The 15,620-nt window shown below is 30.8% G+C and carries 16 protein-coding genes; 5 read left to right on the top strand and 11 right to left on the bottom strand.

From position 1 onward, the window contains the following. Window positions 1–54 precede the first annotated feature (54 nt). From eutJ to EG57_RS0216480, 11 genes are all read right to left on the bottom strand, one after another. Window positions 55–882 (bottom strand): ethanolamine utilization protein EutJ, encoded by an 828-nt coding sequence (gene eutJ, locus EG57_RS0216530; protein WP_032078289.1) that lies wholly within the window; start codon window positions 880–882, stop codon window positions 55–57. A 5-nt stretch (window positions 883–887) separates the two neighbouring features. After that, complete coding sequence (locus EG57_RS0216525) at window positions 888–1,544, bottom strand: phosphate propanoyltransferase (protein WP_032078288.1); 657 nt, start codon at window positions 1,542–1,544, stop codon at window positions 888–890. After that, complete coding sequence (locus EG57_RS0216520; protein ID WP_032078287.1) at window positions 1,531–2,154, bottom strand: BMC domain-containing protein; 624 nt, start codon at window positions 2,152–2,154, stop codon at window positions 1,531–1,533. Before EG57_RS0216520 ends, EG57_RS0216525 begins: the two co-directional genes overlap by 14 nt. Window positions 2,155–2,180: 26 nt before the next feature. Continuing rightward, window positions 2,181–2,612, bottom strand: a complete 432-nt coding sequence (locus EG57_RS0216515) for a glycerol dehydratase reactivase beta/small subunit family protein (protein WP_032078286.1) — start codon at window positions 2,610–2,612, stop codon at window positions 2,181–2,183. Between the two features lie 5 nt (window positions 2,613–2,617). Then, window positions 2,618–4,435 (bottom strand): diol dehydratase reactivase subunit alpha, encoded by a 1,818-nt coding sequence (locus EG57_RS0216510; RefSeq protein WP_032078285.1) that lies wholly within the window; start codon window positions 4,433–4,435, stop codon window positions 2,618–2,620. Window positions 4,436–4,448: 13 nt separating this feature from the next. Next, window positions 4,449–4,961 (bottom strand): diol dehydratase small subunit, encoded by a 513-nt coding sequence (locus EG57_RS0216505; RefSeq protein ID WP_032078284.1) that lies wholly within the window; start codon window positions 4,959–4,961, stop codon window positions 4,449–4,451. 10 nt (window positions 4,962–4,971) lie between these two features. Continuing rightward, entirely contained in the window at window positions 4,972–5,637 is a 666-nt protein-coding gene (locus tag EG57_RS0216500; RefSeq protein WP_032078283.1) for a propanediol/glycerol family dehydratase medium subunit, read from the bottom strand. Between the two features lie 16 nt (window positions 5,638–5,653). Next, window positions 5,654–7,318 (bottom strand): propanediol/glycerol family dehydratase large subunit, encoded by a 1,665-nt coding sequence (locus EG57_RS0216495; protein WP_032078282.1) that lies wholly within the window; start codon window positions 7,316–7,318, stop codon window positions 5,654–5,656. 64 nt (window positions 7,319–7,382) lie between these two features. Further along, complete coding sequence (gene pduB, locus EG57_RS0216490; RefSeq protein ID WP_200880572.1) at window positions 7,383–8,222, bottom strand: propanediol utilization microcompartment protein PduB; 840 nt, start codon at window positions 8,220–8,222, stop codon at window positions 7,383–7,385. Window positions 8,223–8,307: 85 nt separating this feature from the next. Continuing rightward, entirely contained in the window at window positions 8,308–8,589 is a 282-nt protein-coding gene (pduA, locus tag EG57_RS0216485; protein ID WP_029160591.1) for a propanediol utilization microcompartment protein PduA, read from the bottom strand. A 258-nt stretch (window positions 8,590–8,847) separates the two neighbouring features. Next, window positions 8,848–10,095 carry a glycosyltransferase family 39 protein gene (locus EG57_RS0216480; protein WP_032078280.1) on the bottom strand — a complete coding sequence of 416 codons (1,248 nt, stop codon included), beginning with the start codon at window positions 10,093–10,095 and terminating at the stop codon, window positions 8,848–8,850. A 264-nt stretch (window positions 10,096–10,359) separates the two neighbouring features. On the opposite strand from EG57_RS0216480, the gene EG57_RS0216475 reads away from it, so the two are divergent. The 5 genes from EG57_RS0216475 to EG57_RS0216455 all read left to right on the top strand — a co-directional run bounded on the left by EG57_RS0216475 (window position 10,360) and on the right by EG57_RS0216455 (window position 15,491). Then, the gene (locus tag EG57_RS0216475; protein WP_032078279.1) at window positions 10,360–11,391 is read left to right on the top strand and encodes a LytTR family transcriptional regulator DNA-binding domain-containing protein; all 1,032 of its coding nucleotides are present in this window, start codon (window positions 10,360–10,362) and stop codon (window positions 11,389–11,391) included. A 228-nt stretch (window positions 11,392–11,619) separates the two neighbouring features. Next, window positions 11,620–12,465: an ABC transporter ATP-binding protein gene (locus EG57_RS0216470; protein WP_029160594.1), complete on the top strand. Its 846-nt coding sequence runs from the start codon at window positions 11,620–11,622 to the stop codon at window positions 12,463–12,465. Continuing rightward, entirely contained in the window at window positions 12,466–13,179 is a 714-nt protein-coding gene (locus tag EG57_RS0216465; RefSeq protein ID WP_029160595.1) for an ABC transporter permease, read from the top strand. A gap of 50 nt (window positions 13,180–13,229) precedes the next feature. Then, the gene (locus EG57_RS0216460) at window positions 13,230–15,068 is read left to right on the top strand and encodes a serine hydrolase (protein ID WP_242859871.1); all 1,839 of its coding nucleotides are present in this window, start codon (window positions 13,230–13,232) and stop codon (window positions 15,066–15,068) included. 81 nt (window positions 15,069–15,149) lie between these two features. Beyond that, window positions 15,150–15,491 carry a DUF6483 family protein gene (locus EG57_RS0216455; RefSeq protein WP_032078277.1) on the top strand — a complete coding sequence of 114 codons (342 nt, stop codon included), beginning with the start codon at window positions 15,150–15,152 and terminating at the stop codon, window positions 15,489–15,491. The last annotated feature ends 129 nt before the right edge of the window (window positions 15,492–15,620 follow it).

Genomic DNA, 15,620 nt, shown 5'->3' with positions numbered 1-15,620 from the left:
CACCTCTTTTACTAATCAAATAAACCTTGCTTTAAGTTATCTAGTTAGTACACTCTAAACAGCTGAACTACTCATAGATATCCCCATAGGTGTCACAAGTAATGGATCATAAGGTTTTATTGTCTCTATACCCGTGTATTTCTCCACTACTTTTTCAATACCTTTAAGACAGCAAGTTCCCCCTACTAAATAAATTGTCTTTACATCATATCCCCTAACATGACGCAAAATTATATTAGCCATTTTCTCTATTACTGGCCTTACTAATGGAAATACTGTATCATAATTTTCAGACTTAACCTTATATTCATCTGCATCTTCATACTCCATGTCCAAACTTCCTGATATCACCAAGCTCAAATGATGTCCTCCTGTTGCCTCATCCGCTGAGTAAACTACATTTCCATCTTTTAATATAGATATTCCTGTAGTTCCTCCACCTATATCTACAACAGCTCCATTTTCAATTTGAAGTACTTTTGAGGCTGCTGTTGGTTCATCTATTACACTCGTTACTTCAAACCCACAGGATTCCACCACATTTGTTATAACTTTTGTATTTCCCTCACCTATTCCTGGCGGAATAGCTGTAGCTGCATAATCAAGCTTTCTATTAAGTCTTTTCTCCAGCTTTTCCTTTAATTCTCTAACTATAGTAACTGCTTTTATATATTCCACTACTATTCCATCCCTAACCACTGATGCTTTTCTCATTTCACCAGCTACAGGATTGTTATTTTCATCTAAAACAGTAACTACTATATTTGAAGTACCTAAATCCACTCCTACTTTAAGCTTTGTCTTATTATCTATTTCTTGAGGAGTTTCAAAGGTTTTCTCCATATTCTTTATAAAATTATTAGCCTTATCTAAACTATCCATATCAATCACCTATTCTTGCCTATAATACTTATGAACTCATTACTTTTAATTTCAGCTGCATTAGCTTCATCTGTATCTATATGAAATTCCAATGCAGATTTTGTACTTACTCTTATGAGAACATTTTTAAATATTACTCCTTTAGGTCCATCAGTTTCAACCTGAACCAAATCTCCATCTTTCACACCATACTCTTCTGCTTGAGGTGGAAGCATGTGTATATGTCTATTTGCACATATAACTTTATTTCTAAACACTATCATACCTTTAGGACCTATTACGCATAAGCTTTCAGAGTTTTCAAGATCACCTGAATTTCTTACTGGTGCTTTTATTCCAAGAGTAAAGCTATCTGTTCTAGATATTTCTATTTGACTATAACTTCTTACAGGTCCGAGTATTCTTATCTTATGGAAAGCTGCTTTTGGTCCTGCTATAGTTACAGTTTCATTAGCTGCAAATTGACCAATTTGTTTTACTGGACTCTTCACTGTAAGTTTATAACCTTTTCCAAATAAAATTTCTAAATCTTCTTGAGTTACATGTATATGTTTATTAGATACTCCTACAGGAATTGAAAATTCTGTATTCTTTATTTGATATTTCCCCATTATATTTTCTACTATATCTGCTATAAGTTTTTCTTTTTTAATCTCTGCCATTTATATCACCTTGCATTTCATTATAATGTATACACATATTCTTAGGCTGACCTTTTCTACGAGGACACGCAGCATCATGACAAATATTACATGTTTCGCTATCCTCTTTTAATTCTTGCTGTTTTATATTTTCTTTAGATTCAACTATTTCTTCTTTTTTTTCTACTTCTTCTTTTTCTGTTTTTTTTTGAATATTTAATGTCTCTTTTTGCTCTGTAACTGTCTTTTCTTTATTTTTTTCATCTTGTTTGGCTTCTTCTTTAACTATCTCTACTTCTTTGTTGTCTTTCAAAGCTTGTTTTTTATTGTCTTCTTCTCTTTCAATACCAACAGTTGAATCAGACGATATAATACCTTGAATTCCCTGTGCTGGTCTTGGTATTACCAAAGTGGATACAACCTTGTTTACTTTTGCTGAACTAACTTTTGCTGATTCTACAGCCGCCTTTACCGCACCTACATCACCCTTAATCTTAACTGTTACCATACCTTGTCCTCTTGTTAATTCATATCCTATAAGTTCTACATTTGCGGATTTTACACAAGTATCTGCTGCTTCTATAGCTGCAGCCATACCAATAGTTTCAATAAGCCCCAGGGCTTCTTTCATAAAAATGCCCCCTTTTACTCACAAATTTATCGATTCTTTAATATATCCATTACAGCTGCTGATATTTTTTCTATAAGTTCTACATCTGCTCCATTTGATTCATTTACATCTTTAAATGGCATTGACTTATACAACCTAGCTGCATTAGAACCTATCTTTCTTGCTTTTTCTTTTTCATAAAAATTTAATTTTATATCTAACAATGGTTTATCTTCTTTTAATTTGTTGTAGTGAAGTACTACTGTACTTTCCTGCACACCAACAGCTATGCCCATTCTAGACTTATGACAAAGAGAATAAATTTTTTCTACAAAATTCTTTTTTTCTATAGGCTTTTCTATTAAATCATAAGGTATTCCTTCTTCTTCTATACCAGCAAGAATCTCTTTAAAAAGAGATTCTTGCTGATTTTCTACACATACTAATATACTTGGCCTATCCAAAACTTCATTTACCATAATAATTACCCTCTCAAATTGTTATAATAAGATAACACAAGTCCCGTAGCTACAGCGTTTCTTGGCCCTTCTATTCCTCTTATATTTCCACTTCCACAAACTATACCATAATGAGATAATTCTTCTGACACCATTTCTGGAATTTCAAAATCAAGAGCCGATCCTCCAACTAATACCACAAACTCTATGCTTCTTAAATTTCCATTTGGTGCTGTATCTCTAAGAGCTCTTATAGCGTTAGTTACAAATACCTTTTTCTTTGCATCTCTTCTAACAAGCCTTATCTTTTCCAAAGAATCCTTAGTTGGTATTGGAATCATCTCATCATTCTTTACAACTACATTCCTTGCAAATAATGAAGCATCTAAAGGTTGTTGGAAAAAGCACACAGTTCCATCCTCATATCTTAAATTGAAAAGACTTTCTACTTTAGCCAAAGGATATTTTTTTATATCTTCAGATAAGTTATAATCCTCAATACCAAGTTCTGAATTTATAAACATAGTAACCATTTCTCCTGCTCCTGCATGATGAATGGATTTTACCTTACCTTCTTTACTTATATATGCAGAATCTGTAGATCCTCCTCCCATATCAAGTATTACAAGAGGCTTATCTGTTCCAGGTGTAGTTAATGCTCCGAGCACTGCCATGTTGGCCTCTACCCCTCCAATTACCACTTTAATACCTGTGCTTTCCTGCAATTTTCTTGCTATATTCTCCATAGGCAGCTTACTAGTCTTAACCATTGCCGCTAATGCTACAGCATTTTCTAGTGCAAATTCACCAGCAAGTCCACCCTGCACTTTTTGAGGTTTAAAAGTATCTACAGCTAAAATATCCTGTATTTTTATATCTTCAATATTTTGTGATGTAAGTTCACCCATTATCTGTCTTACTCTTTCTATCATTCCACCTACATTAGTACCTGCCTCTCCACTTACATCATTAAGAGGCCATACTTCATCTAAGCTTTTCATTATACCTTCAGAACCTTCCTCAATAGAAACCTTCTTTTCTGAAGTTCCAAACAAAATAAGTTTCCCTGCAGGTATAACTCTTTCTTTTACATCTCCTTCAGGAGTCCTTATAACTACTGCAGATCTATTTCCTATTAATGCTCTTGATATAGGAATTATATGCTTAGTTTCTTCTGGTGAAAGATTAAATAAAGTAGCAAGTCCATAAGGATTAGATAGAGTTTTTATTGTTTTTCCTACTTCTGCAACCTCTACAGCTGCAAGCATACCCATAGGTACCTTATCTATGTAAGAAACTTCATCAATAACTGGTATTTTTTTATTCAATCTGTTACATATTATAACTCCATCATCACCCTGTGTTATTGCACCTGTTATCTCCAAATTTCTTTGAAAACCTTCATTTAATTTTTTAGCTGCAGTTTCAAAATCCACATTTTTAGGAATAACACATATTACTTTATCATTTTCATGAATTCTTTCTAATTCGTCTAAAAATATTGTTCTTCCTGTTCCTACTCCCACACCTCCTGGAGTATCAGGATTATGTCCTATCATAGTAGATTCAGTTATTATGGTTTCTGTTATAGTTTCCATAGCAACATCACCAATAACTGGAGTAGCCTCATTTATACATATAACATCTAGATTACTTATATTCTTGTTTAAGTTGTTACAAGCATCTTTAAGAGCCGTTAAAATACCTGCAACATTATCTAGAGTCCCTTTTACTCCTGAAGTTTTTACTATACTACTTGTTAAAAATTTAAGTTTGCCCTCTATATCACCTATGGCTACTTCTGTGGTAGAATTTCCTATATCAACTCCTGCTACAAGTTTCACTTAGACCACCTACCTAAACTCTTAGTTTTTCCCTCTTTTCGTACACTTCACAAGCTTCTCTAACAAGGGAAGCACAAATTTTGGCATTATATTTATTTTCAAGTTCATCTGCTATGTCCAAAAGTTCTTGTTTTGTTGACCTATAAGGTCTTAATGCATTATATATTTCAAGTACTCTATCATCAGGTACAAATGTAAGTTCAGCTGCTCTTCTTAAATTTTCTGCAAACTGGTTTCTGCCTATTGATTCTGCTATTTGAGCTTGATATAAAAGAACTTCTGGAGTAATCTTTATATCATCAAGAGTTACACTTCCATTTAAAACATTTTCCATATTTATATCATCAAAAGTCTTGCCACTCCTTGTTTTTATCAAGTCACTTCTCTTTTTAGCTAGTGGGTAGTCAGCATCTGTAAGAGTATCGCAGCTCTTTTTAACTTCGCAAGCTGGTTTTAAATTTTCACCAGATGACATTTTATTTAAAATCTGATTAACTATTTGTTCTACTAAAGCATTATTATCCATAATCTCACCCCTATTCAAAAACTACTTTTAATTCTATAGGCTTTGCGCCTTTAACTACATGCTCAGTTTCCTTTATATGAAGTACTGCTGATTTAGCTTGATATTTTGGCCTTGCCATTTGATCATTTCTAACTGGAACTGGATCTGGTGATTCTCCCTTAGCATATTTAGCAGCATTTTTACCTATAGCTCTAAAAGTTTCTCTATCTATTAATGGTGCTTGTGGGAATAATTCAAGGTTATTTAGCGGTTGTAAATCCTTTTGGTGTATAACCGTAGTTCCTTTTGATTGTATACCTATACCTATTCCAGAACCGCTTATTTCAGCAGCATCATGAGCCATAAAAGATACATCTGATGTACGTAAAACTTTTACAACTCTTGGAGTAATTCCTTCTTCTTCTATCCCTGCAAGTACCTCCCTTATTACATCATCATGAGGAATTCCTACTATTGTTTCAGTTTGATATTTTCCAAAAGCTGGGCCTAATGCTACAACTACTTCATCGCTTCTCTTTCCAACTTCAGCATTACCTAATTCCTCTAATTTCATTTTTCCAACACTTGAAACAGTACTGGAAGTTTTAGAGGCATTTGAATTGTTAGATGTCAATTGATCCAAAACTTGTTTAGTTATCAATTCTATTAATTCCTCGTTAGATACTGAATTTACCATACTTAACCGCTCCCCTCTACATTTTATCTGGATCTAAAGCAAAATCTATGTTCTTAATCTTTTCCCATTTCTCTCCATCCAGTCTATATCCTGTTCCAGGTCCCATATAATCGTTTTGATCATTAACTCCACTTATTACATTGAAGTTTTCATCAAATATAGCTGATGCATGAAGATAGTCTCCTGCTATTCTCTGTTTTAATAAGCTCAAAACTCTTTCAGCTATATCAGGGAATCCACCTTTGTGAAGAGCTTTTACAAAGTCAAGACCTGTAACACCTCTTGATAACATATCTTGTGCTGCTTTCAAGTCTTCTACAACGTTTCTCTTTGGCATATCATTACTACCATGAGCATAAGTTGCAGCTTCAACTTCTTCATCAGTTATAGTTGGAAGTCCAAGTTCTTTAAATAAAGCTTGAATTGCTTTTGCTGCCTTATTTCTAACAGCTATCACATCTTCTTCTTTTACTGGAACAAGACCTGCGTCAACTTTTAAATCTCTTTCCATAACTACCCAATCATCGTAGTCTTCTGCATCCCAGTTAGATCCTGCAAACATATTGTCATAGTTTGGAGTTGAGCTGTATCCTGAACAAATGAAATCAGTTCCTGGTAAGAATTGCATCATAGTTCTTGCAGTTCTTCTTATATCTGAATGAGTGAAGGTCTGGTCATTACTTGAAGCAACTTCCAAATCAAGCATTGTAGTTATAAGGTTTTCAGCAAGTACTGCTCTTATGCCTCCTGGTACTGCTGCAGGAACACCTATACAACTAACAGAACCATTCTGTAAGCCTTGAGCTCCAGCACCTCTTGTTATCATTATGCATCTTGCTTCTAAATAAAGCATTGATTTTCCTTCTGCATATCCCATTTGAACTTCTGAACCTGTTCCTGATGTAAATCTCATCTTAAGTCCTCTTGATGCATAAGCTGATGCCAAGAAAGCTTTTGAATAAGGAGTATCATCACCATCTACAAATACTGGTTCAGTTCCATATACAGAAATAGTTTCTGCATATGCAGTATATCCAAGCATACCTTGTTTAAGTTCAGTTGCTTCTTCAAGTGAACATTGAGTAAGAACTCCAGCTCTTCCAACTTGAGATCCTACAAGAATTGAAACAGCATTAAATGGAGCATATCTTACTATACCTACTGTTGTTTCCTCTTCATCAAATCCTCTCAAAGCACCTTCTGCTGCATCTGCTGCAATTTGAATAGGATTATCACGTAAATTTGTAACATGAGCTTGATTTGAAGGATGTTTTCTAACCCTCATCTTTTGAAGAGCCATCATCATTTCAACTACATTTAGCTTGTCCACTACTTCAACAAGCTTTGCAGGTGTTATAGAAGTAGCTATTTTAACTACCTTTTCTCTTGGAACATTTATATCTGTAAGCATTCTAGCTATTTCAATTGAATCTATTGCCATAGCCTTTTCAGTATTTTCTATATTAATAGCATGATCGGCTAAGAAAGTATCTATAAAATCAAAATCCTCTCTTTTCTTACCATCCATTTCAATTATTTTACCATTTTCTACTTTTACACTTGGGATTGGGTCCTTAGGACTTCCTATTGCAATAAGTCCTACTTCTGGCCACTCTTTTACAAATCCATCATTGTGTACTGGCCTTTTTTCCAATATTTCAAACCTTTTAGATCTTTTCATTAATTTCAGCACCACCTTTTTTAATTAACTAAGCACTACTATTTATTCACTGATCAACTAAATCTTAAATATATGGTTCACCTGTAGTTGATACAGGATCTTGGCCCATTGATTTTGCAAGTGCAATTCCTACTTCTCTAGCAGCAATTACTGATTGTCTAACAGCACCTGAATCTCCAGTTACTGTTATAATAACCTCGTTAGTAAGTGAAGTTCCCTGGCTTGGACTTGCATAACTTACTAAATCTACATTGGCAGTTTTTAATGCTGTATCTGCCATTACAACTCCAATACCTGCTGGAGCACCAACAATTATTCCAAATGCCTTTCCAAGTGGAGCACCAAAAGCTTTTTCTAAAGCTAAACTTGCTCTTGCTGTATAATGAAGCTCTACATGTCCTGCATCAAATCCATAAACATCTCCAAAAGTTCTATCTGTATCTTTAAGAGCAACTTCTACAGCTCTTCTAGCATCAGATACATCTTCTGCAGCGAATATGATTAAAGCACCATGTCCAGCTCCACCCTTTGTATCTCTTGGTAATTCAATACTTACTATTTCCGTATTTGTAGCCTTTACAGCCTCATCTGCAGCCATTATTTGAGGGCCTGCACCTGTTCTGTCACTTATTATACCTATTGAACGATATTTTTTATCTAATCCCATTTTTTCATGTAATAAAGTATCTACATTAGCTATAACTAGTCCAACTGTATCTCCATAATTTGCTGTACCTACAAACTCTGTTATTGGTGATGGTGCACTCATTGCATTTACCTCCTTTTTTTCTTTAACTTTATTTTCTTCAATTTTTTTCACTTGAATCTTTTCTTCTTTAACATCATTACTTAACATTTGACATGCTATGTTTTGAACAATTTTACTGATTTGTTCTTTATCCATACCATCTATATTTATTCTTTTTTTAACTTCCTCTAAAACGGTTGCAATCAAGTTATTATCCATTATTCATTACCCCTTAAAAATATTATTCTACTACTTTAGGTAATATTTTCTCCACATCGGTGTGTGGTCTTGGAATTACATGTACAGATACTACTTCTCCTACACGTTTGGCAGAAGCTGCTCCAGCATCTGTAGCTGCCTTTACCGCACCTACATCTCCTCTTACCATAACTGTTACAAGTCCTGATCCAATTTTTTCATATCCTATGAGAGCTACATTTGCTGCCTTTACCATTGAATCTGCTGCCTCAATTGCTCCTACTAGTCCTTTTGTTTCTATCATTCCCAATGCTTCTTGTCCCATAAAAGCACCTCCATAAATTTAAATTATTTTTACTCTTTCATTTTATAATATATTAGGTTAGAATTTTCTGATTATTTTGTTTACTTTCCTTATTTTATTGACTTTATAATTAGTAATATTTTTACTTGTTTGGGTAATTTATTTACATATTCAATAAATAAAAAAAGACTATCTTAAAAGTTAATTTTAAGATAATCCATATTTTAAAATTAAAATAACCTTGATTTGCACAGAACATTAGGCTAAACAATCACTACATTATTTTAATTTTTTTACTATTTTTCGTTCCTTCCTAAAGTAGTAAAAAGAATATACCATTATAAAAATTTCTGGAAAAGCATACCTTCCTTGTCCTTCTGTTAAAAAATATATAGTACTAAACATAAAAAATAAAACTATATTATACAATTCAAATTTATCTAATTCATAATTTTTTCTTTTAATAATATGGTTTAAAATAGCAAAACTCTTTTTTAAAATGTATATAACAGCAGGAATAAATATAATGTTTCTTATAATATTAGTTATTATAAATAAGATAACAATAACATAAATTTTCATTCCAGTTCCATATGTAACATATAAAATATCATCACCTAAAAAATAATTATTAAGTAATCTTTCAAAGCCTAATTCTATAAAACGTATTGGATGAGTTTTTATCCAGCTTTTAGCCGCCTTAGCTAGCATCTTATCCTTTTCTGTAGCATTGGCTTCTTTATATTCTTTTGTGTCTACAATAGAATTTTTAACATTTTCTACTGGCATCCATCTTCCAAACTTATTCTCTGAATTGTTGTTTATATATAAAACTATTCCACCATTATTGGACACAAAAGTAAATTCACCCATCATCTTAGTATTTCTATAAACCCATGGTGCTATTACTAGTGATGTCACAATCAATATAATTAAAGAATTTTTTAGTGCTCCAAAAAACTTTTTATTAATAATAAATTCAATTAAAAATACAGCAAAGAAAAATACTAGAAAAAATGGCTTTATCATAGTATTTAAACCACATAGAATACCCATAAGTATGTATTTGTATCTACATTTAGTAAAATAAATAAGTGTTATAATGAGTAAAATTGCAGTAAATAATATTTCTGTAGCAAGAATACTGTTATAAAATATGTTGTTTGGGAAAAATACAAATAATGCAAATATAATTCTTCTATCTTTTTCATTTATATCTAACTTTTTTAATATATTCATAAAACACACATAGCATATAAAAGTAAGAACAATATTAAATATTTTAGCTTTTAGTAGACTAGCACCAAATAACTTGAATATGCCTCCAAGAACAATTGAATATCCTATTGATGTATAAGTATCTCCCCATGTAAGACCATTAGCAATATCTGTTGCTATCTCATAATAATATTTAAAATCAGATTCTAATTTTGTATTTACCACAGCTATCCAAATTATAGATAAGAATATTCCTAAAGTTATTGTGATCTTATAGTAATTTTCATTTTGCAAGTACTTTTTTATCATATGTAACTTACCTCTCTGCATTAATCTTCACAGCATATTCTACTAGAGTTTCCTTAAAAAAACCTTATTAAAATTGTAAACTTTTTATTAAGATGTTCTTTTATTATATGAAAAACACATATTTTAGATGCCTAATTAAGCCATATTTTGAATTAACAAAACAATCCTATTAATACAACTTCTCTATCGTATACGTTATCAATATAATTTCTTTCCAATTCATAGTATAATCTAAATATATACTTTATCTTAGGTGGTGTATTAATGACTCTTTTAAATATAGAAAATTTATCCAAAGAATGTGGAAATTTAAGATTATTAAACAATTTAAATTTGACCTTAAACCATGGAAAATGCATAGGTATAAAATGTTCTAATGATACTTCAAATCTTCTATTTAACTTGATTTTAGGAAAAACTAATTTCTCTAAAGGAAATATTTATATAGAAAACATACAAATTAGTAAATGCACTAACATAAAAAATATTATCGCTGTTACATTTAGCAATGATGGCATGTATGGAAGGTTAAAAATTTATGATTACATGAAATTCTTTAAAAAAATTTACAACTCTCAAAGTTCTATAAAAGAAATATTGATTAAATTAGGGTTATTTGACATATCAAATAAAAAAATAAAGTCTCTGACTTATTCACAAAAGAAAAGGCTAAGCATCGCACGTGCTTTACTTAGTAATTGTAAACTTATCTTAATGCAAGAAGCTACACTAAACATTGATAGAGAAAGTACCCTAATTATAAGAGAATGTATACCTTATATTTGCAGTTTAGGGATTTCCATTCTTGCTACTTCTGTATCATTAGAAGATATTATTTTATTAGGTGGTGAAACTTATATTTTAGATGAAAAAGGACTTAATACTGTGGAAACAGATATATCTAATAATGAAGCTGATGAAAAATCCAATAGTGAAGAAGATTTAGATTCTCCATATTTTAAAATAGATAAAATCCCTGCAAAAGTAGATGAAAAAATTATTTTACTTAATCCTACAGAAATTATATCTATAGAGAGTTTAAATGGTACAAGCTATTTAAATGTTGGTGAGGAAAAGTTTCCTTGTACCTTAACACTTATGGAACTTGAAAATAGGTTAAAATACTTTGGATTCTTTAGATGCCATCGTTCTTATTTAGTTAACCTTCAGAGAGTTAGAGAAGTAGTTACATGGACAAGAAATAGCTATAGTCTTATACTAGATGATAAAAACAAAACTTCTATTCCTCTCTCCAAGGGAAGAATAAATGAACTAAAAGATATTTTAAAATTTTAGGTATGTTTTAAAATGCAGCTCCAAATAACCATTATATTTCTCCTTTTATATCTTTTTAACGTAATATTAACCAGTTTAGAAGCTTCCCTCATACTGAAATATGTATGATTTAACAGCTTATTTGCTCCTTTCATAGAAATTATATATAACAATAGTTGTAAATATCATATAATCTTTAATATAAACAAAGCAGGTAATCATAAGATGATATATGAAAGGAGCTTTTATATGGACAATGTAATTGTAATGAAAAACATTACAAAAAATTTCAAAGATAAAAAAGCATTATGCGGGTTAAATTTTGAAATAAAATCAGGAGAAATATTTGGTTTTTTAGGTCCTAGTGGTGCTGGCAAAACTACAACAATAAAAATGTTAACCTCTCAGCTTTTACCTTCTTCTGGTGAAGGAAAAGTTCTCAACCAAGATATTTATTCTTTAAATAGAAACATTTTCAAGCATATAGGCGTTCTTACCGATACTAGTGGAATATACGAAAGACTTTCTGTGTATGAAAATTTGCAATTATTTGCTAAGATATATGATATAGATGAAAAATATATAGATGAAATCTTAGAAAAAGTTTCTCTATTAAAGGATAAAAAAACTAAGGCTAAAAAGCTGTCTAAAGGAATGAAGCAAAGACTTTTACTAGCTAGAGCTGTACTTAACAAGCCTTCACTTTTATTTTTAGACGAACCTACTTCTTCATTAGACCCTGGTACTTCTAATGAAATCCATAAACTTCTTAAAGAACTTAACAAAAATGGTACTACTATATTTCTAACCACTCACAACATGGAGGAAGCAGATAAGCTTTGTCATAGGGTAGCTTTTTTAAACGAAGGTACCATAGTTGAAATGAATGCCCCTCTCAAGCTAAAGCAAAAGTATGCTGAAGATTGTATAGAAGTTAGATTAAAAGAAATTGATGATTTAATAACTATAAAAAATGATGAAACTGGTGGAGAGAAAATAAATACCTGGATGAAAAGTGGACAATTATTATCCATTCATTCAAAAGAGCCAAATTTAGAAGAAATATTTTTGAAATTAACTGGGAGGGAATTATAGATGGATTTTTCACTTAGAAGAGTTAACGCTCTATTTATTAAAGAATTAAAAGATTTTTTTCAAAATCCAAATGTTTTAGTTATGTACATGATGCCTATTATATTTGCTATATTATATGGTAAAATGATGGGAACTCACATTCCTAAAATTACTTCCTTAGAAATTTGCTTACTTCTTACCCTGGCAATGGTAGGGTGTTCATCTGCAGCCTGCTTGATTGCAGAAGAAAAAGAAAAAAACACTTTAAGGACACTTATGCTTTCCCCTCTTTCTCCAATTGAATTTTTAATTGGAAAATCTTTAATTTCCTTACTTTCATGCATGGTTTCAAGCTTGATTGTATTTTTTATAGTAAATGCACCCAATGTAAACTTATTTTTGTATATAATAATATCCTTAATTTCATCTATTACTATAATAATCTTAGGATTAATAATTGGACTTCTTTGCAAGAGTCAAATGGAAACAGGAATTGCCTCTACTCCAATTATTATGATATTAATGCTGATTCCTATGTTTTCTGGAATTAACTCTGTGTTAAAAAGTATTGCGAACCTTTGCTTTACTTATCACACTTTAGCTGCAATTTACAAAATATCTGAAGGTAAAGGTTTCTTAGATTTAAAATACAATTTATTAAACATTTTTGTATGGCTTATTATTTCTTCAATTTTACTTGTTTTTGTTTATAAAAAAGTAAAATTGGATAAATAGATCTAAATATTAAAATATATAGTCATGGACATAAGAAAGGACGATGAATAATGTTTAAAAAGACTTTTTCCTATCTATTAATATCAATATTTATTACATGCTCTAATGTAACTTTTGTAAGTGCTGCACAAGGTACTTCTGCCAACACAAAATCAACTGTGGTTGCTACAGCAAATCAATCAGATTCCATTAAAGTTAATTTTAACGGAAAATCTATTTCAGTTGATCGTTATGATACTTATTTTGATTCAAACTCAAAGGTTATGCTTCCACTTACTCCTATAATAAAGGCAATGGATGCTACTTCAAATATTCAATTAGGAGCTGGGTATGCTACGATAACAAGCAATAAAAATACAATAAAAATTCACAATGGTGATAAAAATGTAACCTTAAATGGTTCTTCTATTAATTTATCAACCAAATCCTTTGTTAATAATGTAGAAGTATTTGTACCTTTACAATTTTTTAGTGAAGTGCTCAATAAAGTAGTAGACTTTGATAGTGACAGTAATACAGTAAATATATCTGATATTCAAAAAAATACTGAAGCCTATTTTAATAATACTCCAAGCCTTTCAAGTGACAAAGATATTTCTAAAAAACTAGATGATTACCTAACTGCCGAACAAAAACTTTATAATTTCTCTGGAAGTGTACTTGTAGCTAAAGGCGGTAATATACTTCTTGACAAAGGATATAATATGTCAAACTTTGATCAAAACATTAAAAATACAAATCATACAACATTTGCTATAGGGTCAATGACAAAACAATTTACAGCAACAGCCATAATGCAGTTAGTTGAAAAAGGATTGATAAATGAGCAGGATAAAGTTTCTAAGTATATTCCTGATTTTCCAAATGGGGATAAAATAACTATAGACAATCTACTTACTCATACATCTGGTCTGGCAAATGTTACTCCTACACTTTTAAATATGAAACTTGAAGATTCCAAAAAAATTGAAAATATAATTAACTTATTTAAAGATAAACCACTTTATTTTAAACCTGGAAGTAAATTTGAATATTCTAATTCAGGTTACATTTTACTAGGATATATAGTAGAAAAAGTTAGTGGAATGAGCTATGCTGATTACCTTCAAAATAATATTTTTAAACCTCTTAATATGAACCATACAGGTATGGGTTATAATGGTACAATAAAGAATTATAATTCTAATGGATATACAGGATACCTGGATGTCTCCCCTATTAGCGATAAATCATCACTTAATGCACTTTATGGTGCAGGTGCACTATATTCCTGTACAGAAGACTTATATAAGTGGGATAGATCCTTAAAAGAACATAAATTATTAACCGAAAAAACCTTAGATAAAATGTTTTCCAAACATGTAGCAATGTCTGAGGGTGATAATTTAGACTATTATGGTTATGGTTGGATGATATACGACTCACCTGATTTACACGAAATTTATCATGGTGGTAATGTATTAGGATTTACAAGCAATATAGAAAGAATACCAGATAAGGATTTAACTATAATTATACTAAGCAATATAGGATATTATCATGTAGATTCAATAAGTAGTGTATTAACTAATGTATGCCTTGGATATAAATATGAAATGCCAAAAGCAAAAGAAGTTATAAAACTTGATAACAATTTATCAAATAGCTATGTTGGAGAATATTCTTTTAAAGATTTAGGAGTAACTGGTTCTATAACAAGTGAAGATGGGCATCTTTATTTTATCTTTGCAGGCCAGCCAAAATGTGAAATGTTCCCTGAATCTAAAAACAAATTTTACTTCAGAAGTTTTGATGGTAATCTAACTGTTAATACCAATGAAAAAGGACAAGTCACTAGTATTGATTTATACCAATTAGGAGCTAAATATAATGCAAGTAAGATAAAATAAAATTTTTTAGTTCTTCCTTGTATTTTGACATATATTCTAATTCACTATAAAATTATAAATAAACAAAGAAGGGTTAAAGCTATGGATTATTTTGAAGAGCTTATGAAAGGTCTTGGAAAAATAGGTGCAAAAGTTTTGTTTAATAAAGAAGAAAAAAGCAGCGAAACAATTAATATTGATCAAATGGGTTCCATTGACATATTTAAAATAGTGTTAAAAAGCTTATATAATAAAGGGAATTATAATGAAGCTGAAAACTTAATTTTTCATGAATTAGAAAAAAATAATTCACCAGAAATATATGAAGCATCCTGTGATTTCTATAATCTATTGCTAAAGAAAAGTGATGAAGAATTACTTAAAAATAACTTTTCAAAAGAAGAAATTTATCAAGGATTAGAAGATATAAAAAGATTTAAATAAAATTAAGAAATAACCTTTAATATAATTCAATTAATGAGCATATTGCGACGTAAGCGAAGTAACTTTCAGCTGTATTCCGGCTGATATATGCTGTGAAGGAAAACTCACTTCATTAAGAAGTTCTAATGC

The sequence above is a fragment of the Clostridium drakei genome (assembly GCF_000633595.2).
Lineage (GTDB): Bacteria > Bacillota > Clostridia > Clostridiales > Clostridiaceae > Clostridium_AM > Clostridium_AM drakei.
Note: the sequence above shows the minus strand (reverse complement) of the source record. Positions and strands in the feature narration are given on the sequence as shown.